Annotated in this window: 23 protein-coding genes and 1 pseudogene; 7 read left to right on the top strand and 17 right to left on the bottom strand. The window is 67.9% G+C overall.

All coding sequences use genetic code 11. The features are described 5' to 3' along the window. Nucleotides 1–8: 8 nt before the first annotated feature. From IE305_RS09925 to IE305_RS09980, 12 genes are all read right to left on the bottom strand, one after another. On the bottom strand, nt 9–242 hold the full coding sequence (locus IE305_RS09925) for a hypothetical protein (RefSeq protein WP_190129134.1): 234 nt from the start codon (nt 240–242) through the stop codon (nt 9–11). Then, on the bottom strand, nt 233–427 hold the full coding sequence (locus IE305_RS09930; RefSeq protein WP_190129135.1) for a hypothetical protein: 195 nt from the start codon (nt 425–427) through the stop codon (nt 233–235). Before IE305_RS09930 ends, IE305_RS09925 begins: the two co-directional genes overlap by 10 nt. Before the next feature lie 118 nt (nt 428–545). Then, entirely contained in the window at nt 546–779 is a 234-nt protein-coding gene (locus tag IE305_RS09935) for a hypothetical protein (RefSeq protein ID WP_190129136.1), read from the bottom strand. A gap of 295 nt (nt 780–1,074) precedes the next feature. After that, the gene (locus tag IE305_RS09940; protein WP_190129137.1) at nt 1,075–1,299 is read right to left on the bottom strand and encodes a hypothetical protein; all 225 of its coding nucleotides are present in this window, start codon (nt 1,297–1,299) and stop codon (nt 1,075–1,077) included. Nucleotides 1,300–1,383: 84 nt separating this feature from the next. After that, nucleotides 1,384–1,632 (bottom strand): hypothetical protein, encoded by a 249-nt coding sequence (locus tag IE305_RS09945; protein WP_190129138.1) that lies wholly within the window; start codon nt 1,630–1,632, stop codon nt 1,384–1,386. 10 nt (nt 1,633–1,642) lie between these two features. Further along, a complete protein-coding gene (locus IE305_RS09950; RefSeq protein ID WP_190129139.1) occupies nt 1,643–1,996 on the bottom strand; it encodes a hypothetical protein in 354 nt (117 codons plus the stop codon). A gap of 1,077 nt (nt 1,997–3,073) precedes the next feature. Then, nucleotides 3,074–3,412 (bottom strand): histone-like nucleoid-structuring protein Lsr2, encoded by a 339-nt coding sequence (locus IE305_RS09955; RefSeq protein WP_190129140.1) that lies wholly within the window; start codon nt 3,410–3,412, stop codon nt 3,074–3,076. Nucleotides 3,413–3,497: 85 nt separating this feature from the next. Next, complete coding sequence (locus IE305_RS09960; protein WP_190129141.1) at nt 3,498–4,847, bottom strand: phosphomannomutase/phosphoglucomutase; 1,350 nt, start codon at nt 4,845–4,847, stop codon at nt 3,498–3,500. A gap of 72 nt (nt 4,848–4,919) precedes the next feature. Then, nucleotides 4,920–5,957, bottom strand: coding sequence for a GHMP family kinase ATP-binding protein (locus IE305_RS09965; protein ID WP_190129142.1), 1,038 nt, complete (start codon nt 5,955–5,957; stop codon nt 4,920–4,922). After that, nucleotides 5,954–6,844, bottom strand: coding sequence for a radical SAM/SPASM domain-containing protein (locus IE305_RS09970; RefSeq protein WP_190129143.1), 891 nt, complete (start codon nt 6,842–6,844; stop codon nt 5,954–5,956). The genes IE305_RS09965 and IE305_RS09970 overlap by 4 nt, the downstream gene beginning before the upstream one ends. A gap of 109 nt (nt 6,845–6,953) precedes the next feature. Beyond that, entirely contained in the window at nt 6,954–7,424 is a 471-nt protein-coding gene (locus tag IE305_RS09975; RefSeq protein ID WP_190129144.1) for a hypothetical protein, read from the bottom strand. Between the two features lie 478 nt (nt 7,425–7,902). Then, nucleotides 7,903–8,061 (bottom strand): hypothetical protein, encoded by a 159-nt coding sequence (locus tag IE305_RS09980; RefSeq protein WP_190129145.1) that lies wholly within the window; start codon nt 8,059–8,061, stop codon nt 7,903–7,905. Between the two features lie 368 nt (nt 8,062–8,429). Here IE305_RS09980 and IE305_RS09985 point away from each other — a divergent pair, with 368 nt between their 5' ends. The 4 genes from IE305_RS09985 (at nt 8,430) to IE305_RS09995 (ending at nt 11,149) form a co-directional block, all read left to right on the top strand. Beyond that, entirely contained in the window at nt 8,430–9,305 is an 876-nt protein-coding gene (locus IE305_RS09985) for a helix-turn-helix domain-containing protein (protein WP_190129146.1), read from the top strand. Between the two features lie 22 nt (nt 9,306–9,327). Beyond that, nucleotides 9,328–9,537 (top strand): DUF397 domain-containing protein, encoded by a 210-nt coding sequence (locus tag IE305_RS09990; RefSeq protein ID WP_190129147.1) that lies wholly within the window; start codon nt 9,328–9,330, stop codon nt 9,535–9,537. A 299-nt stretch (nt 9,538–9,836) separates the two neighbouring features. Beyond that, nucleotides 9,837–9,971, top strand: a complete 135-nt coding sequence (locus IE305_RS33450) for a hypothetical protein (RefSeq protein WP_268255902.1) — start codon at nt 9,837–9,839, stop codon at nt 9,969–9,971. Beyond that, nucleotides 9,971–11,149 (top strand): methyltransferase domain-containing protein, encoded by a 1,179-nt coding sequence (locus IE305_RS09995; RefSeq protein WP_190129148.1) that lies wholly within the window; start codon nt 9,971–9,973, stop codon nt 11,147–11,149. Before IE305_RS33450 ends, IE305_RS09995 begins: the two co-directional genes overlap by 1 nt. 45 nt (nt 11,150–11,194) lie before the next feature. On the opposite strand, the gene IE305_RS10000 is transcribed toward IE305_RS09995, so the two are convergent. Further along, entirely contained in the window at nt 11,195–11,359 is a 165-nt protein-coding gene (locus IE305_RS10000; protein ID WP_190129149.1) for a hypothetical protein, read from the bottom strand. A 31-nt stretch (nt 11,360–11,390) separates the two neighbouring features. Then, nucleotides 11,391–12,776 (bottom strand): uracil-xanthine permease family protein, encoded by a 1,386-nt coding sequence (locus IE305_RS10005; RefSeq protein WP_190129150.1) that lies wholly within the window; start codon nt 12,774–12,776, stop codon nt 11,391–11,393. 218 nt (nt 12,777–12,994) lie between these two features. Here IE305_RS10005 and IE305_RS10010 point away from each other — a divergent pair, with 218 nt between their 5' ends. The 3 genes and pseudogenes from IE305_RS10010 to IE305_RS10020 all read left to right on the top strand — a co-directional run bounded on the left by IE305_RS10010 (nt 12,995) and on the right by IE305_RS10020 (nt 15,419). Beyond that, on the top strand, nt 12,995–13,387 hold the full coding sequence (locus IE305_RS10010) for a hypothetical protein (protein ID WP_190129151.1): 393 nt from the start codon (nt 12,995–12,997) through the stop codon (nt 13,385–13,387). Further along, nucleotides 13,330–14,592, top strand: a pseudogene (locus IE305_RS10015) (uracil-xanthine permease family protein); the annotation flags it as partial. The gene IE305_RS10010 and the pseudogene IE305_RS10015, both read left to right, overlap by 58 nt. A gap of 92 nt (nt 14,593–14,684) precedes the next feature. Then, nucleotides 14,685–15,419, top strand: coding sequence for a DUF5995 family protein (locus IE305_RS10020; protein ID WP_190129152.1), 735 nt, complete (start codon nt 14,685–14,687; stop codon nt 15,417–15,419). On the opposite strand, the gene IE305_RS10025 is transcribed toward IE305_RS10020, so the two are convergent. The 3 genes from IE305_RS10025 to IE305_RS10035 all read right to left on the bottom strand — a co-directional run bounded on the left by IE305_RS10025 (nt 15,380) and on the right by IE305_RS10035 (nt 19,286). After that, nucleotides 15,380–17,101 carry a flavin monoamine oxidase family protein gene (locus IE305_RS10025; RefSeq protein WP_190129153.1) on the bottom strand — a complete coding sequence of 574 codons (1,722 nt, stop codon included), beginning with the start codon at nt 17,099–17,101 and terminating at the stop codon, nt 15,380–15,382. The two genes, IE305_RS10020 and IE305_RS10025, sit on opposite strands and share 40 nt — an antisense overlap. Nucleotides 17,102–17,158: 57 nt before the next feature. Then, nucleotides 17,159–17,962: a carbon-nitrogen hydrolase family protein gene (locus tag IE305_RS10030; protein ID WP_190129154.1), complete on the bottom strand. Its 804-nt coding sequence runs from the start codon at nt 17,960–17,962 to the stop codon at nt 17,159–17,161. Between the two features lie 250 nt (nt 17,963–18,212). Continuing rightward, nucleotides 18,213–19,286 carry a M4 family metallopeptidase gene (locus tag IE305_RS10035; RefSeq protein ID WP_190129155.1) on the bottom strand — a complete coding sequence of 358 codons (1,074 nt, stop codon included), beginning with the start codon at nt 19,284–19,286 and terminating at the stop codon, nt 18,213–18,215. Nucleotides 19,287–19,290: the final 4 nt, after the last annotated feature.

A 19,290-nucleotide genomic window follows, 5' to 3' on the forward strand; every position in this document is an offset into this window, starting at 1 on the left:
GTCGCTCCTCAGCGAATGGCGCACAGGCCGTAGGGCCTACACGAGAAGTTGATGGGGCGGTCGATAAGAAGTCGGTGCCCGTCGGCGCGCTCCAGCGCGGCTATCCACGGGTCGACGTGATCCACGCAAAGGTGGGCGGTGATGGCGACGCCGCCGGGCCGCCCGGAGGTCACGTGCCGCGAGGCGCCGTGATTCGGGTCCTGCTGGCATCGCAACGACGGCGGATAATCGATCAGGCGCACAGGCCGCACCGCCGCACGTGCGTTTCGAGCTTCCGGACCATGTAGCGCTTCGTGGTGACCACCAGGCTGCTGTGCCAGCGAGCCAGACGGTCGTCCGTGTGCTCCTGCGCGCTCTTGGCGTGCTTTGCCGCCTCATGCTGAAGCTCTGACTTGATGGTCTGGAATGTTTCGCACTGGTATTTCATCGATCTCCCTCGGTGGAGTCAGCCCCGGCTGTGGCAGCCGACGAGCCATGCAAAAGGCCGCTCGACCGAATACATCGAGCGGCCCCAGGCAAAGCGCGTCAGTGTCGCCGAACTATGGTCACGACGTCACCTCCTCGAATCGCTTCAAGAGGTCCCGAAGCAGCTCTTGCGCGCTGAATGCCTGATCCTCCTGGATCTCGTCCATGCGACCCGCTTCCTCATCGTCTACATAGCCGTCTTCTGGGCAGTAGGAGGGAACCTCCGAGTGGAGGTATTCGAGCCAATGCGCCTCGTGCTCCTTTATGCGTTCCACTGCATTCCGCAGAACCGCATAAACGTGCCTGTCACTCATCGACCCCTCGTCTCAATCCGTTCACCGTTGGCCGTAGTCCTGGTTCCGTCAGGCCAGACGGCCATGCAGTCCCGCCCGGAGATGTGGAACTCTTCCTTCAATCCCTCGCTGTATACCGCCCACGGATAAGGGTCACCGGCCGTTCGGGGACGGTGCAAAGCTCGGAGGTAGGTATTACGTTCACGTATTTCGGCTCCCCGCTCTATAGCGGTGAGCAACTTGGGTTTCTGCCGGTTCTTGGGCTTCCGGAACGCCTGCGACTTTTCGCCAGTCATCACAACTGCCACCCGTTCCATTACTTCCAGTCCCACCAGGAGAGGACTTCTTCGGCTCCGCCGTCGTAATTTCGATCCATCACGTCGTTCAGCGACAGGGTCGGGTCTTCCAGGAGCGACAGAGCGGCGTTGACCATGAGGTTGAGAAGGTCGGCGTCCCGCTCGTCAAGCCCTAGCCCGTCGGCTACGAGGTCTGCTCCGTCGTTGATGGTGCGGGATATCTGCTCTTGCGTGTATGTGCTCATCGAGGCATTTCCTTAATCTTGATCCGGCCCGTTGACCGGCCATGGCGAGCGCACGCCGCCGCGTGCGCCACCAAAGCAGGTCAATCAGCCGTTGCACCACTCAGGGGAGTTGGGGATGGCAGGGACGTTTTCCCGTATCCAGCACTCGTCCGGATTGTTGGTGATGACACGTGCGACCTGTTCCCTGACGTCGCGCGCCCCGTCTTCGAACCCTTCGTTGAAGTTAGCGATGTCGCGGGCACCGCTTTGCGAACTACCCACGGGGCCGATCGCGATTCCGAGACAGATTCCAGCGGTCATGGTGAGTGCAAATCGGATTACTGTGCGCTTCATCAGGTTCTCCCTAGAGGTTGATCACGTCACCAGTGGTCACGTCGTAGATGGCTTTCTGTGACTCGAATTCACCCATGAGCAGCGCCTCTGCCCGGTCCGCGATGTTCATTGAGATGTCGAGATAGACCGTGCCGCCGTCAACCCACGCGCCGTAGTAAAGGCGCGGGTCAGAGTCGATGCGGTAGGCGTACTCCTGCATGTAGTTGACCAGTTCCGTCGGCCCGAACTCTGCGAGGGGGATGGTGCGTTCGCTGCCGTTCAGCGACACCATGAACCCCGATGCAGGTGCGGGACGGTCGGGTGCGTACGTCGCTCCGCCGGTGCCTCGGATCTGATCGAGAAGAGTGGTTGTTGCCGCGTTCATCACTTACCCCCTGAGGGTAGGTTACCGGTCAAGTTTGAGGTGAAAAAAAATGGCGCCTTCAGACTGCCAGTGGCGCCCTGTCCCGATTCCTGAGCTCCCACGCCGCTCGCTTCGCTAGCAGCTTTTCCGCCCTGCTGTCGCTCATCGCGTAGCCCGACCCCTTAGGGGTGGCTCGCCGTGTGGTGCGATAGACGGTCGGTGTCAGCCCTTTGGGCTTGTCGCTCACTCGGTAGCTCTTGGCCATTGTCTCTGCCCTCCATAGCGGCCCCCACGGTTGCTATCCCGTGGTAACCACTAAAGAGCCCAGATTCCCTGACTCTTCACCTCCGATGAAATGGCCCGGAAGGTAGCCCACCTAGCGGCTGCGACCCTTTAGGAGCGAGTCCTACGCGGTCTATGCGGCTGAACCACTGCGGTCTATCTGGGCCGTGGCTCCTGGCCCTGTCGGCGTCTTGCTCTTTCCGACACCCAGAACATTACGCAGATTGAGGTTACCGGTCAACTTAAAAGCGCGTGACGTGGATCACAACTTCAATTACCCATTGATTCATCAAAAGGACTGCGCGCACGCACGCTAAATAAGACCGATCGACCACCGGAGTCAAGATCAAACCGAGTGATCCACATCTCATCGAGGCATTCCAATTGCATTAATGAATTAATCCCCTAGGCGTGATCCAGCTCACCCGCTATTTAATTCATTCAGCGCGCACACTCGGGGGTAATACCCGGATTCTTTCATTCAGGACCCGCCGCGGGGCCCGTCCTCCGGGTGTGTACGGGTATGAAGGTTCTCGGCGCCTCGCCGGCGCTGCTGGAAGGGCGGGGCAAGAGGGCGAGCCCCAGGCCGGCAGGCGGCCCCGCAGGGCGGCGCAGGCCGGCTGGCGCGCCGCTTCCGCCGCCGAGGGGCCACTTGAATGAAATAATCGAGGGGCAGGGAAGTGACGTCAGGCACTCTTTCGCTCCTCAGAGTCCCGAAAACCGTCAAAGGACACCGACATCTACTGTGTAGGGGGCTCTCTATACACAGAAGCGGCCCCCTTGAGGGGGCCGCTCTGGGGTCGCTTTCAGCCGTCGTTAGTCCGCCAGGGCTTTCGCGTAGGCTTCCTGAATCTCTGCCGACACTCGACCGCGGTCGTTGACCGCGTAGCCGTTCTCCTTCGCCCAAGAGCGAATAGCGGCAGTGTCCCCGTTTCGGCGATATGCCTTCGCCCGGTTCCCCGGCTTATTGCCCTTACCCTGCTTTCGGGCTGCTTTCACGAATGGGCCAAATGCCTGAAGCATCTGCTCGTAACTGTCCGGTCCAAGGTCAATCTCGTAGGCGACACCGTCGATGGAAAAGGTGTGCGTCTCCGCCTCTTGGGACTCCTCGCCAGTCAGGTCGTCGGTGTAAATGGTGATGTACTTTTGTGCCATGCGAGGAGTATAGGGGCCGCCGCAGCGCTCAGGCTCGTTTAAGCAAAAGAGGGCTCCCCCACTAGGGGGAGCCCTCTTTTGTGGTTCAGGAGCGCACAAGGGCGAGGACTTCGTCCCGCAGGGCCCTCACAGCGTCATCGGTAGGAGCTTCGACGTTGAGGCGGAGCAGCGGCTCCGTATTGGAGGGGCGGAGGTTGAACCAGCGGCCGGCGCCGAGGGTGACGGTCAGCCCGTCGAGCCGGTCTGTGGTTACTCCGTCGAGCTGCCGGAAAGCCTCTTCGACCTGGTTGAGCTTTGCCGGAACGTCGGCGACCTCGGAGTTGACCTCCCCGGACGCGGCGTAGCGGGTGTAGTCCGCGACCAGTTCGGACAGGGGCCGGTCCTGTTCGCCGAGCGCAGCCAGGACGTGCAGGGCGGCGAGCATGCCGGTGTCCGCGTTCCAGAAGTCGCGGAAGTAGTAGTGGCCGGAGTGTTCGCCGCCGAAGACCGCGTTGTGCTCGGCCATGAGGGCCTTCATGTACGAGTGGCCGACGCGGGAGCGGACCGGCGTTCCGCCGTTCTCGCAGATCACCTCGACCGCGGCCTGGGAGGTGATGGCGTTGTGCACGACGGTGGAGCCAGGGGACTTCGCTAGTTCGCGCGCGGCCACCAGGCCGACGATGGCGGACGGTGGTACGGCTTGGCCGCGCTCGTCGATGACGAAGCATCGGTCGGCGTCGCCGTCGAAGGCGAGACCGATGTCCGCGCCCGTCTCGCGGACCTTCTCCTGGAGGTCCAGGAGGTTCTTGGGCTCCAGGGGGTTCGCCTCGTGGTTGGGGAACGTCCCGTCGAGTTCGAAGTACAGGGCGGTGAGGTCGACGGGCAGGTTCGCGAAGACCGCGGGGACCGTGTGGCCGGCCATGCCGTTGCCGGCATCCGCGACGACCTTCAGCGGTCGTTGGCCCGTGAGGTCTACGAGGTTGTTGAGGTGGGCGGCGTAGTCGCCGAGCATGTTCTGCTGGACCGTACGAGCCGCTTTGTCGGTGGGGGCCGGGATGTCGTCGGCTTCCAGCCAGGCGCGGATTTTGGCGAGGCCGGTGTCCTCACCGACGGGGGCAGCACCGGCGCGGCACAGCTTGATGCCGTTGTACTGGGCGGGGTTGTGGCTGGCCGTGATCATGGCGCCGGGCATGTTGAGCTTGCCGCTGGCGAAGTAGAGGTAGTCGGTGGAGCCGAGGCCGATGTCGACGACGTCCGCACCCGCGCGGTTGGCGCCCTTCGTGAAGGCGTCGGCGAGGCTGCGGCTGGTGGATCGCATGTCGCGGGCGATGACGATGGTCTCGGCTGCGGTGAGGCGGATGAACAGGGCCCCCGCCTTCTCGGCGACGTGCTCGTTCATCTCCGTGGGGACCTCGCCACGGATGTCGTACGCCTTCACCAGCCGGGAGTAGTCCATAAGCTGCGCCTTCTTCCAGGGGTTGATGGGCTCGTCTGAGGTTACCGACGGTTGGTGCGCAGGCACGGTTGGTCAGGCCGAGTTTGCCCTCTGTGGGGCAGGGGCGGCCAGACGGGTGACGGCGACGCCTTCCGGCTCGGATGCGGGCAGGACGTGGGTGTGGACGGGCAGGCCGACGAGGGCCTGGAGGACGGAGTTGAGCGCTTCGTCCGGCACCAGCGCGAAGAGGCACCCGCCGTATCCGGAGCCCGAGAGCTTCGCGCCGAGCGCGCCAGCGTTGATCATCCGAGCCACGCACTCGTCGATCAGCGGGGTTGAGCAGCGCACCAGGTCGCGCAGCAGACCGTGGCCTGTGGTCAGCAGTCGACCGACCAGCCGGTAGTCCACGTGCTGCTGCCCCAGGGCGGTGGTGACCGAGTCGACCAGGTCGGCAGCTTGGCGGGCGTACGCGTGCATGCTCGCGTCACCCGCGGCGTACCGCTCACGTTTCGAGCTCAGGGCCCGCATGGTGGTGCGGGGCTGGAGGGTGTCGACGATGACGACGGGGACGCCGAGGGTCGGTGCGATCCCGCGAGCCCCGGGACGGTCGCCGGCGGTCACGTGGCTGACGCCGCCGAAGGCGACGGCCACGTAGTCCATCCAGCCAGCCCCCGAGCCCAGTTCCCCGGTCTCGGCTGCGCGGGATAGGCGGCAGATCGTCGCTAGGTCCGGGGAGGTGCCGTTCATGGCGGAGAGGGCGGTGACCGCGGCGACGGTGACGGCCGCGCTGGAGGACAGCCCGGCGGCGACGGGCATGTCCGTCGTGGCGGTGAGTACCGTGCCGGCGATCTGGTCGGCGGTCTTCAGGGTGACGCGGACGGCGGCCTGCATGTAGTCGAGTTGGTCGCCGCTGTACTTCCCTTCGGCCACCTGTTCGGCGGGGATGAGGCGGTTGACGAACAACGGGCTGCCGGAGAGCAGGGTCAGCGCGTTGCCGGGGGCGCGCCAGGCGGTCACCTTGGTGCGCAGGGGGATGGTCGCGACGACGCTGCTGCCGCCGGTCATCCAGTCGAGGCTTTCCCCGGCGAGGCAGAGCCGGCCGGGGGCGGTGGCGACGGCGGCGGCCCTCATCGGCGTGTCTCCGGGAGTGCCTGCACGCAGGTCGCGCAGGCCGGAGAGCGGGTCCAGTCCGCCCGACTGTGCCGGTCGCGCCAGTCGGCCATCAGGGGGTGGTTCCACAGTTCGGCCAGCGAGTGGTCGGCGGCGTTGCCGAGGACGTACTCGCGGTGGTTGGCCGCCTGGTCGGGCACGACGTTGCAGCACATCTTCATGTCGCCGCGGTAGTCGATGCTCAGGGAGGTGCTGGTCATCTGGCACGGCTCGGTGCGGCGGGGCAGGACGACGGGCACGACCGCTGTCCCGCCCCTGTCGTTGTACGTGGCGATTTGCGGGCGGATGACTTCGACCAGCATTCCGGTGAAGGGGTCCTGCCAGCTGGCGGCGAGGCCCTGGCGGACTTCCTTGTACGTCCAGTTGATGCCGCCGCTGAGGAGCTTCTTCTTGTTCAGGTACTGGTGGAGGGCGGGGAAGTCGGGGCTCGCGTGGGCTTTGGTCGGGTAGCGGGTGACCCGGATGTAGCGGACGCCGTCCTCCGACATCTGCTCCAACAGGGTGCGGTTGAAGAGGTCGCCGTTCGTGTAGATCGCGGGCTGCGCGTCGGGCAGCGTGGCGCGGACGCGGCGGATCTCCTCGCCCAGCCGCGGGTTGGCCAGCGGCTCGTTGTAGTTGTGGAACGCGAAGTAGCCGTCGAAGGCGCAGTCCGCCAGCTCGGCCGTGATCTTCTCAAACAGTGACCAGTCCATGAAGTTCTTGTCGCGCCGTGCGAGCGTGTGCCCGTTGGGGCACCACCCGCAGCGACGGTTGCAGAACTGGCTCGTCTCCACCTCCACGTACCGCAGGCCCTTGAGGGGGTTCGGCGGGTTGGTGGCGATCAGCGGCAAGACCGTTCGGCCCTCCATCGGGCCCTCCTGTCGGTTCAGGGTATGTAGGTGAACACAGCCACGGCGGGCGTGGCGACGGTCAGAACCTGCAAGGTCACGATCAGCGCGGCCCAGCAGTGGTCAGCACTCACTCGAGGACCGCGGCTCGCGGCACGTGCGCAAGGAAGGCGCGGCGTTCGTGCAACCACTCGAGCTCGCGCTCGTATTCGCGGTCGGCGGTGCTGACGGCGCTGCGGGACACGGTCACAATGCCGCGCGCGAACCCGCCGGCGATGAGCTTGCGTACGGCCTGCCAGCCCGGCCGCTCTGCCGGGTCGGTCATGCCGTGGTTGTCCCAGAAGACGTCGTCGAGGACGCTCCACCGTTGTCCCTCTGCGTACGTGCGTGCCGCGTCGAAGGCCGGGTCGGGGTCCGCACGAAGCGTCGTGAGGGCGTAGAGCGCCACCTTCACCGTGCCGTTGTGGCCCTGTATGGCGTCCTCGAAGACCGTGCGCCGGAGTGCCGCGAGACGGGTGCTCGGGAACCCGCGGGGGTCGGTGTCCGGCCGGAGCATCCGGCTTCCGGAGTTGTCGAGGACGAGGTCAGCGGTGCCTCTCACGAGAGGTGTCCTTCCGAGCCAGGCATGGGGGGAGGCGTCGTGGGCGCGGTTCTGCTTCGAACCGCGCCCACGACTTCGGGGGTGCCGGCAGCCCTGACTCGCCACAGGTCTGCCGACCGGCGTCCCGGCCTCCTCGCCGCGCTCTCCTCCGCACGGGCCGGGACGTTGGTGGTCATGGGCGCGGGGTCATAGGTCCGCCGCGTGCATGACCGGCTGGTGGGGGCCGCCCGCCGCAGGTTGCGGGCGGCCCCGAAGCGGCCGGGCAGGTCCCCGGTCGGCTGGACGCCGGCTCGATCTTCCGGCGTCGGGGACCCGGTGCCCGTCCTCCGCCCTGGTCTCGGCGGGCCTGGCGCCGCGTACCCCCGTACAGCGGCAACAGGTCCGTCGTCCTCCAGGTGCAGGGCGAAGGCGGGCCCGGCCAAGCCGCATCACGCCGACGTGAGGAGGAAAACTGAACTCCCCGGCGCGATGCGGCGGTCTAGACGGCGGGCGCCGACTGGTCGCGGAGGTGCATCCGCTTGCTCGCCAGTCGGCGTCCGCGGATGACCGGCTCCAGGTCGCGGTGACGGACGGAGGTGCGCGTGCCGGGCGGCGGGGAAGCGGGCTGCTCGCCGAGCGGGAGGAACGGCAAGGGCATCTGAGCCGGCATTGTGCGGCCTCCGAGGAGTCGGCCTGGAGCAGGTCCGCAGCGAACGCGGGAGGGCTCCAGGGAGCGGGGACGGCTGGCCGCCGGAGGCATGGATGGTTCGGGGCCGGCGGCCAGCCGGAGGGGGGTGCCACCAGCGGAGTTCCGGACTCCCTGGTGCACAACTACCGTCGTTCAGCAGACCGTTCATCTGCAAGTGAATCTGAAATAAATACTCGCGGTCAGGCGCATTGGTATATGACTTTTCTGCACAGGGAGCGGTGACGGCTGCACAGGGGTGCCAGACTCAAGCACACGGGCCCTCGCAGCGCGCACAGGACCGTTCGGGGCATGCACACGGGCACGAGGAGAGGACACAGGTGGCAGCACGACGCGGGCCTACGGGTCACAAGATCGAGCTCGGCATCCGGCTCCGCCAGTTGCGCGACAACGCGGACCTGACGATGAAACAAGCCGTCGAGGGCCTGGGTTTCAGCGATGCCAAGCTGCAACGGGTCGAGAAGGGTGAGCTGGCCTTCCGACACGTCGGCGAGCTACGAGCACTGCTGGAGCGGTACGGTCTAACGGACAGGGAGCTCGTCGACTCCTTGGTCGAGCTCAACAAGGCGTCGAACAGCCGGTCATGGGTGACACAGGTTCGGCAGAAGATGCCGCCGGGGATGACCAAGTTCGTTGGGGCTGAGTCGGAAGCGCGAGAGATTCGGGCCTTCCACCCGACGGTGGTCCACGGGCTGCTTCAGACAGAGAACTACGCCCAGGGGATCTTCGAGAGGTCGAAGCCCATAGAGGAGACCACGACGCAGTTCATCCGTGACAGTGTCGCCATCCGCATGCAGCGTCAGGAGCCCGTGCTCCGCGAGGACGACCCTCTCAAGCTGTGGGTGGTCCTCTGCGAGGTCTCGCTTCAGTACGTCATGGGGGACGACGACGTGATGATCGAGCAGTACCGGCACATCGCCACGCTGTCCCAGCGCGAACACATCCGCGTCCAGGTACTCCCCACCGCGCACCGGGGCTATCGGTCCAGCAACGACTTCGCCATCCTCGATCTGGGAGAAGGACTGCCGTCGATGGTGCAGACCGACACCGCCGGAGGCGCTGTCTCCACATCGGATACCCCCGAGGTGGTCGAGCGCTTCGGTCGGAAGTTCGAAGCCATGGCGGCATCCGCACTTCCGCCCGAGGAAACAACCGATTTCATGTACCGACTAGAACGAGAGTTGCAGAGCCATTAACACTCACATCACGGCCCCTGACGTGGCCCCCGAAGACGCTTGGGTCAAGTCCTCCTACAGCGAGGGCACCGGTAACAGCTGTGTCGAGATCGCGCGCCTTCCCCTGGCCAAGCAGGTCGGCGTCCGCGACTCCAAGGACAAGGCCGGCGCCGCCTTGGTCCTGACGGCGACGGCGTGGAGCTCCTTCATCGATGAAGTCCGTACGGGTCACCTCACCTGCTCCACGGACTGACCTCGGACTGGCGTTCCCCCTCCTCAAGCCAAGTGAGGAGGGGGAACGGCGTCATGGGCCTGCCCATGCGGTTGTCCGGACCGAGCCAGTTTAGGGGCCGAGGCCGACGGTTCACAGAACCGTGCAGCCATCGGCATAGACCGCTGGCACCACCGGCGAGGCACCTCCAGACGGAGTTCGATCGTCCCGGGGCGGCTGCTCTGCTCGACCGGTGTCCTGAACCCTGCATGCCGCCTTCCGGCCAGGCAGCCGGGGGCCTACCGTATGCGCCGTCAACGTCGAGAGAAGGGGCGTGCGTCATGGGGTGGGGCACGGGCAAGGGCGGTTCCGGGGGCGACGGGCAGCACTCGGGCAAGAAGGACTTCGGCGACAGCAAAACCACGGATGACACGCAGAAGCCGCGGAAAGAGCCGAAGCACAAGAAGGACAAGTAATGCCCCAGAACGTCCCGTCCGGAGAGCCGGCCGCTCTGCGCGGCCTGCTCGCCGGCATCATCGAGGAAAACGGCGCGCTTCCCGAGAAGTGGGCATCCGCCATCACGGCAGTGCCCCGTCGGCTACACCTCCCGAGAGTGATCTGGCAACGCGACGACCAGGGCAACTACATCGCGATCGACGCCGAGACGAACTTCGGAGACTGGTTCTCCGCCGCCTACGCCGCCACCTCGGTCGTCACTCAAGTCAACGACGGCAACCCGGTAGACCCGGACGTGTCGGCCTTTCCGTCATCGTCCGCGTCGGCCCCGTCCATCGTCGCGCGCATGCTCAGCATGCTCGACCCCCGGCCCGGACAACGCGTCCTCGAGATCGGCACCGGCACCGGCTGGAACGCCGCTCTTCTTGCCCACGCGATCGGCGAGGACAATGTGGTCACGATCGAAGTCGACGCCACGCTCGCCGAGCAGGCCGCCACAGCCCTGAAGCAGACCGCTCCCGGCGTACGAGTCGTGTGCGGCGACGGCACCCTCGGGTACCCGGAGGGGGCCCCGTACGACCATGTGTTGGCCACCTGCTCCGTGAGCGCCATCCCTGAAGCCTGGATTGAGCAGATCCGACCGGGCGGCACCATCCTCACTCCGTGGTCCCGACCATGGTGCGACTACGGGCTACTCCACCTGGCCGTAGAAGCCGGCGGGAAGGCCGCAGGGCGCTTCCACCCCTATGCAGCCTTCATGCGCGCCCGGGGGCACCGCCTGGGACTGCGCCTCTTCCGTGATGTCGTAGCGGACGACCATCAGCCCGACGAGTCCAGGACTTCCTTGTCGCCGTGGAGCGTGGCCGGCGACGACTGGGACGCCCAGTTCGCCCTCGGGCTGCGCTGCCCTGACCTGTGGCACGTGTGGCACGACGATCCCGACGTGGACGGCGTGGCGACGCGTCTATGGGTGGTCACTGCGGACGGCTCATCCTGGGCCGCCGTGGACCACGATGGCCGACAAGACGACGAGTTCGCCGTCTGGCAGCACGGCCCGCGCAGGCTATGGAACGAGGTCGAGGCCGCCTGGCACTGGTGGACCGCTAAGGGCCGTCCGGAGCCCAGTTGCTTCGGGCTGACCGTTGCAGGAGCCAAGCAAGAGGTCTGGCTGGGTGTCCCACAGACCGTTGTCAACTAGAAGAGGCCCCCTTTGAAGGGGGCCTCTCGACGTTGTCGCCAGCGTTCACTTAGCGGAGTCGAACGCCCAGCGACCATGCTGGAAGCGCACCCGCGGCACTCCCTCTTCGCTGAGCTGGTCAGCCAGTGCTTCCACCGTGATGTCCGACGAGGCGTACCGCTTGGAGATTTCGCGGACGACGTCGTCAGGGGTGTCGTAGGAGGCAGTCATGGGCCAAGGCTACCCACGGCGCTATCACGACTCAGGAAGAACGCCGCGCTTCCTGGTCGTACTCCGAGGTGCCGCCGTCCAGCAGCGGGCCCTGCGGCCGACTCGCAGCCTGGGACAGCCACCGCAAGGAGTGGAACCCGGTGAGCACGATGAGGGTGCCCAACGCGATGCCGCTCAGTTCGAAGTTGTCCGTGATCTTCAAGCTGACGCCGCCGATACCGACGATGACGCCGGCCGCAACCGGAACGAGGTTGAGGGGCTGGGCAAAGTCCACCTTGTTACGGACCCAGATTTGCGCGCCGAGCAGGCCGATCATCCCGTAGAGGATGACGGTGATCCCGCCCAGCACCCCGCCCGGGATGGCGGCTACGACGGCGCCGATCTTCGGGCACAGGCCGAAGAGGAGCGCGAAACAGGCCGCAGCCCAGTAGGCCGCGGTCGAGTACACGCGGGTGGCCGCCATGACGCCGATGTTCTCGGCGTACGTCGTGGTGGCGGGTCCACCCACGGCCGTCGAGAGCACGGTCGCTGTGCCGTCCGCGACGATGGCCATACCCATCTTGTCGTCGAGCGAGTCACCGGTCATCTCGCCGACCGCCTTGACGTGGCCGGCGTTCTCAGCGATCAGGGCCACCAGCACCGGAAGGGCAACGAGAATCGCCGAGAACGAGAAGTTCGGCGCGTGGAAGGTCGGCAGGCCGATCCAGTCGGCCTTCGCCACGCCGGAGAAGTCGATCCGCCAGTGGTCCGTCATCTTTCCGGAACCGTCAACCGAGCGGATCTTGCCGGAAGCGAGGTCGAGGACCCAGGACAGCACGTAACCGAAGAGGAGACCCAGGAAGATCGCGATACGCGACCAAAAGCCCCTCAGGACGACCAGGGCGAGACCTGTGAAAAGCATCGTGGCCAAGGCGGTCCACTGATCCTGGGGCCAATACGTCTTGGCGGTGACCGGCGCGAGATTGAAGCCGATCAGCATGACCACTGCACCGGTCACTGCCGGCGGCAGCACGGCATGGATCACCCGCGCCCCGAGAAACTGGATAACGACCCCGCACGCCGCGAGGGCGGCGCCGACGACGAGCAGAGCACCGGTCAACGTGCCAGCGTCCCCGCCCTGCCCCGCGATGACGGCCGAAACCCCGACGAACGAGAGTGAAGATCCCAGGTAGCTGGGAATGCGCCCACGCGTCATCACCAGAAACAAGATCGTCGCGACACCAGACGCCATCAACGCCAGGTTGGGATCGAGCCCCATAAGAATCGGAGCGACGAAACATGCCCCGATCATTGAAACGACGTGCTGTGCCCCGAGCCCTGCGGTACGCCCCCACGACAGTCGTTCGCCGGGCTTGACCACCTCCCCGTGCTTCAGGTGCTTGCCATCGCCGTGCAGCTTCCACCCGAAGCCCGCCATAGTCCTTCTCCTTCGCACCGCCCTGCACGTCGCAGAGGCCAAGAGGATTCATAGTCGATCGTTTCGCCGAGGGACAAACCGAACCGGGCGCCGACCAGCGGCACCCCGCTCTTCGTGGCTCGGCAGCACGGCTTGAATGAATAAATCGAAGCCCCCGCCCACAGGCCGGAATCGCACACAGGTTCCCGTTTGCGAACATGATCGTTAACATCCCGATCATGGAACTTGGTGAGTACAAGACCGTCGGTGACCGCCCGCTCGTGCGCCCCATACCCGAGCCCGACAGCGCGGCGAGGTTCCTCGCCAACACCCTGGCCAACATCGCGGCCTGGCGAGCCTCAGAAGGAACCGCCAAACCCGCCGAGGACGCTTCTGACGAAGTCGCGGTGCGCCTGACCCCGAGGGAGTTCGAACTGGTGGTCCGGCTCCTTGCGGACGACGCCAGCCCCACCGGGATGCACCTCCTCAACGCCCTCGCCAACGACACCGAGGAACGCCTGGGAGACGTCTCCACAGGGGAGTGGCTGCCCCTCAAGCCCAGTGATGTACTCTCGGAGCCACATTCGTGGCCCCGCTGCTCATGGGCCTGGACCCCAATCTGGCGATCATGATGTCGGGCGTCGCCACGATCCTCTTCCTGCTCACCACGCGCGGCCGGGTGCCCAGCTACCTGGGGTGCAGCCTCTCGTTCGTGGGCGTGGCGGCGGTCGTCCGGGCGCGGGGCGGCGACAGCGCCGCGGTCACCGGCGCCATCCTCGTCGTGGGCGTCGCGCTGTTCCTCGCCGGGCTGGCCGTCCGCCGGTTCGGCGCGCGCATCATCCACGCCGCGATGCCGCCCGTGGTGACCGGCGCCGTCGTCATGCTGATCGGTTTCAACCTCGCACCGGTCACCGCCAGCACCTACTGGCCGCAGGACCAGTGGACGGCCCTGCTGACCATGCTCTTCACCGGCCTGGCCGTGGTGTGCCTGCGCGGCTTCTGGTCCCGGATCGCCATCTTCCTCGGCCTGGCCTTCGGCTACGGCATCTCCTGGCTCTTCGACCGCCTCTTCGGGAAGATCCATTCGGTGCACGGCGGCCCGCAGGCCGTCGACCACTGGCGGCTGGACCTCTCCGGCGTCGGCAAGGCCGAGTGGATCGGCCTGCCCTCCCTGCACGGCCCGAGCTTCGGCTGGTCGGCGGCGCTCGTCGCGCTGCCCGTCGTGATCGCGCTGATCGCGGAGAACGCCGGGCACGTCAAGGCCGTCGGCGAGATGACCGGGGACCCGCTGGACGACCAGCTGGGCACCGCCATCGCCGCGGACGGCGCCGCCACCGTCCTGTCCACCGCGGTCGGCGGCCCGGCCAACACCACGTACTCCGAGAACATCGGCGTGATGGCCGCCACCCGGGTCTACTCCACCGCCGCCTACTGGGCCGCCGCCGGCTTCGCCCTGCTGTTCGGCCTCTGCCCGAAGTTCGGCGCCGTCGTCGCCGCCGTGCCCGGCGGCGTCCTGGGCGGCATCACCGTGATCCTCTACGGCATGATCGGCCTGCTGGGCGCGCAGATCTGGAGCCACAACAAGGTCGACCTGCGCAACCCGCTCAACCTCGTGCCGGTCGCCGCGGGCGTCATCATCGGCATCGGCGGGGTCAGCCTGAAGATCAGCAGCAGCTTCGAACTCGGCGGCATCGCCCTGGGCACCATCGTGGTGATCACCGGCTACCACACGCTGCGTGCCCTCGCCCCGGCCCACCTCAAGTCGCAGGAACCCCTGCTGGACGAGGGCACCAGCGGGTACGACCCGGTCGCCGGGAAGCCGGCCGCCGAGCAGTAGCCGCACCGGGCGGGAGCGCCGCCGCTCACCCGTTCGGGTGCACTCCCGGCCGCCGCGCCCGCCGCACCGGCCCCGGATGCCACCGTGTGCGCATGACAGGGATCGGCGCGGTGCTGGAACGGATGCGGCGGCTGGACGCGACCCTGCCACCGGGCGACGGCGTGGCCGTGTTCAACCGCGTCTACCTGCGCGTCACCGAGGAGATCGGGCGCCGCGCGGCCGGCGGCGGCTTCCGTGACGTACGGGCCGCCACCGAGCTGGACGTACGGTTCGCCCGGCGGTATCTGGACGCGGTGGACCGGGCCGCGTGCGGCCTGCGGCAGCCGGCCTGCTGGCGGCCGCTGTTCCAGCTGCGCGGCCATCCGGCCGTGCGCCCGGTGCAGTTCGCGCTGGCCGGGATCAACGCGCACATCGGTCACGACCTGGCGCTGGCCCTCGTCGACACCTGCCGTGCGCTCGGTACCGGGCCCCGCGCCCTGCAGCCCGACTTCGAGCGGATCGGGGAGCTGCTGGTGGCCATGGAGGAGCGGGTCCGGGAGGAGCTGATGCCCGGCCCGGACCTGCTGGACGTCGCGGACCCGCTCACCCATGTGGTCGGGTCCTGGACGCTGGAGGCCGCGCGGAACGCCGCCTGGACGGCGTTCCGCACCCTGTGGGCGGTCCGCGGACTGCCCGAGGTGGCCGAGGAGTTCGCCGTCCGCGTCGACACGGGCGTGGGCCTGGTCGGCCGCTACCTCCTCACCCCGCTCGGGCCGCTGCCCGCGGCCCTGCGGCCGTACCTGCCGGCTCAGTCCTCCGGCAGCTCGACCGGCGCGATCTCGTCGTAGACGTCGCCCGGGCCCGGGTTGGTCGGATCGGTTTCGCCGCCGAGCTGGTGCATGACGCCCCACACGGCGTTCAGCGCCGTCTGCACCGCACCCTCGGCCCAGCCGGCCGTCCACGAGATGTCGTCGCCGGCGAGGAAGATGCCGCGCTTGTCCTCCGGCAGCCGGTCCTGCATGAAGTGCGTGAACAGGCGCCGCTGGTAGCGGTAGTGGCCGGGCAGGTTGGCCTTGAACGCGCCCATGAAGTAGGGCTCGTTCTCCCAGGAGACCGTCACCGGGTTGCCGATGATGTGCTTCCGGATGTCGACCTTGGGGTAGATCTCGCCGAGCGACTTGAGCATGACCTCCATGCGCTCGTTGGCCGACAGCGGCAGCCACTTGAGGCTGTCGTCGCACCACGTGTACGACAGGCAGATGACGGCCGGCTGGTCCGGGCCGTTGTCCAGCAGGTAGGTGCCGCGGGTCATGCGGTCGGTGAGCGTCATCGACATGACGTCCCGGCCGGTCTCGTTGCCTTCGTCGTCGACGGCCTTGTCCAGCCAGAACGGCCGGTCGACCGGGACGAACAGCTTGGAGCTCTCCATGTAGTGGGTGCGCTCCATCGCCGTCCAGTGGTCGATGGGGAAGAGCGAGTCGTCGCACTCGATCTTCGACAGCAGCATCCACGACTGGGCGGTGAAGACCGCCGCCTTGTACGTGCGGATGTCGCCGTTCGCGTCCGTCACCGTGATGCGGTTGCCGGACGTGCGGTTCAGGCGCGTCACGGCCGGGCGCGGAGCGCCGTCGTGCAGCGAGGACAGCGAGGTGCCGGGCGCCCAGTGGATGATCTTCTGCGGCTCGCGTTCCCACAGGCGCAGCGGCAGCTGCTGGCTGCCGCCGACGATGCCGCGGTGGTGGTCGTCGGCCTCGGTGTAGACGACGCGCAGGATCTCCAGGATGGAGTTGGGGAAGTCGGTGTCCCAGCCGCCGGTGCCGAAGCCGACCTGGCCGAAGATCTCGCGGTGCCGGAAGGACTTGAAGGCCTGGGACTCGCAGAGGAAGCCGTAGAAGGTCTGGTTGTCGAGCTTCTCGACGAGCTTCGCCCAGATCTCACGGATGCGCGGCACGTCGCGCTCGCGGATGGCCCGGTTCATGTCGGAGAAGTCGGCGCCCTCCTCCAGGCAGGCGTTCCACGCCTCGGCGACGTCGCGGTAGACCTGCGGCAGGTCGTCGATCGTCTCCGCGTAGTGCGACTCGCCCTTGAGGTCGACGACGGTGGAGGGCGTGGCGGGGGCCAGCGGGTTGGGGAACGGCTTGGTCTCCAGGCCCACCAGGTCGATGTAGTGCTGGAAGGCGGTGGAGGACGGCGGGAAGCGCATCGCGCCCATCTCCGCGGTGAGGTCGCCCTCGCAGCCCTCGAAGCCGACGGTCCGCAGCCGGCCGCCGATCTGGTCGGCCTCGTAGACGACGGGCTTGAGGCCCATCTTCATCAGCTCGTACGCGGTGATGATGCCGGACAGGCCGCCGCCGATGACGGCGACCTCGGTGCCGTGCTCGGTGGCCGGGACCTGGCCGAGCCCGGCCGGGTGGGCCAGGTAGTCGTCGTACGCGAAGGGGAAGTCCGGGCCGAACATGGTGATCGGCGGCAGGGCGGGCCGCTCGGTCTCGTGCTCGTCGTGGGCGGCGGGGGGCACCGTGGACGTCATCGGTCGGACTCTCCGTACTTGCGGGGGTGGTGACTGGGGGGTGGGGCGCGGGCGGGCTCAGCGGAGCGAGGTGTACAGCTCCGGCCGGCGGTCGCGCAGGTAGGTGTTCTCGGCGCGGGAGGCGGCGAGCAGCTGCGGGTCGGCGTCGGCGACGACGAGGTCCTCGCCCGTGCCGGCCCGGGCCCGTACGGTCCCGTCGGGGGCGGCCAGGCAGGACAGGCCGGCGAAGGTGAAGCCGCCCTCCTCGCCGCAGCGGTTGACGTAGGCGATGTAGAGCTGGCTCTCCCAGGCGCGGGCGGGGACGACCGTCATCGGCACGACCTCGTAGGGGCGCATCAGGGCGGTGGGGACGAGCAGCAGGTCGGTGCCGGCCAGCGCGTGCGCCCGGACGGTCTCGGGGAACTCCACGTCGTAGCAGATGAGCAGGCCGAGGGTGAAGCCGTCGAGCTCGGCCTGGACGACGGCCTCGGAGCCGGGCGTGAAGTGCCGCTTCTCGTAGGCGCCGAAGAGGTGGGTCTTGCGGTAGTTGGCCAGGGCCGTGCCGTCGGGGCCCACCAGGCGGAGGGAGTTGTGCACGGCGTCGCCGGCGCGCTCGGGGTAGCCGTAGGCGACCGCGACGCCGTGCTCGGCGGCGATCCGGCCGACGGCCTCCGCCCAGGGCCCGTCGGCGGGCTGGGCCAGCCCGGCCAGGGCGTCGCCGGCGATGTACCCGGAGAGGAAGAGCTCGTCGGTCACCAGCAGCCGCGCGCCGGCCCCGGCGGCCCGGCGGACGGCGCCGGCCAGGTCGTCGAGCGCGGCGTCCGGGGAGGAGGGAACGCCGCAGGGGCCTTGGTACAGCGCGATACGGAGCGGCGGCGTCATGCGTTCCTCTTCAGCCGGGCGGACAGGCGGACGGACGGGGCGGAACCACGGGAAGCGCACATGCGTGCGGAAGGTTCCCACGACGGTACGGCCCGGTAACCGGCGCGGACAAGGCGTCGACGTTGCGCGCGGACGTCGGGAACGTTGCGCCTTTGCGGTCGTGTCCGGCGATTCGTTGCGCGGGTGCCCGGGGACGGGCACGGCACCGCCACCGGGAGGGCCCGCGGCGGTGCCGTGCCGGCGGGCCGGCTCAGGCGCCCCGGACGCCGACCGCCGCCCAGGCGGCCGCGGTGGCCCGGTAGGCGGTGCTGTCCGCGCCGTACAGGCCGGCCGCGGCGGCGAGGGTGGCGGTGCGGGCCTGTGCGTAGGTGGTCCGCTCGGTCATCCGGGTGGTGAGGGCGCGGTACCAGATCCGGCCGGCCGCCTCCCGGCCGATGCCGCGCACCGGGACGCCGTCGGCGGTGGGGCTGTCGTACTGCACGCCGTTGATCACCTTCCGCCCGCTACCCTCGGCCAGCAGGTAGAAGAAGTGGTTGGCCGGGCCGGAGGAGTGGTGCACGTCGATGCCGCCGATGCCCGGGTACCAGGAGTCCTTCGACGCGCCGTCCCAGGACGGCCGGTCCATGCGGCGCAGGGGCAGGCCGTTGCCGAGGATGTCGGTGTCCTCGCCGATGAGGTAGTTGCCGGGGGCCTCGGGACGGGCGGCGTGGAAGCCGGCGGAGACGGCGAAGATGTCGCTCGTGGCCTCGTTGAGGCCGCCGGGCTCGCCGGAGAACACCAGGTTGGCCGTGGCGGACGTGACGCCGTGGGCCCACTCGTGGAGGCCGAGGTCCACGGGGAAGGACCACCGCCCGCTGCCCTGGCCGCCGCCGTAGGTGACGCAGCCGTCGAGGTCGCTGTGGAAGACCACCGGGGAGGAGGTGCCGTAGTGGACGCGGCTGCATCCGGCTCTGCCGTCGCCGCGGGCGCCCTTGCGGCCGTGGACGTCGAGGAAGTAGTCCCAGAAGCGGGCGTGCGTGACGTGGGCCAGCACGGCGTCGGCCTGCGCCGGGGTGTCGCACCAGACGTTGTCGTCGTCGGTGACGAGGGTGCCGGGGCCGGACGTCGCACCGTTCAGGTCGTAGGTCCGGTGCCCGCCGCGTATCTGGTCGACCAGCTCGTAGCGGCCGGTGGCGGGGTTGTACGTGGTGTCGAGGACGAACCCGCAGCCGATGCCCTTGGCGGGCACTCCGGACGGCGGGGCGGCGGCGCCGGCCGGGCTCCCCTGGAGGCCCAGGAGGAGACCGGCGGCTGCGACGAGGGCGTACACGTGGCGACGGGCCATGACG

It is taken from the genome of Streptomyces mashuensis (genome assembly GCF_014654785.1).
Taxonomy (GTDB): domain Bacteria; phylum Actinomycetota; class Actinomycetes; order Streptomycetales; family Streptomycetaceae; genus Streptomyces; species Streptomyces mashuensis.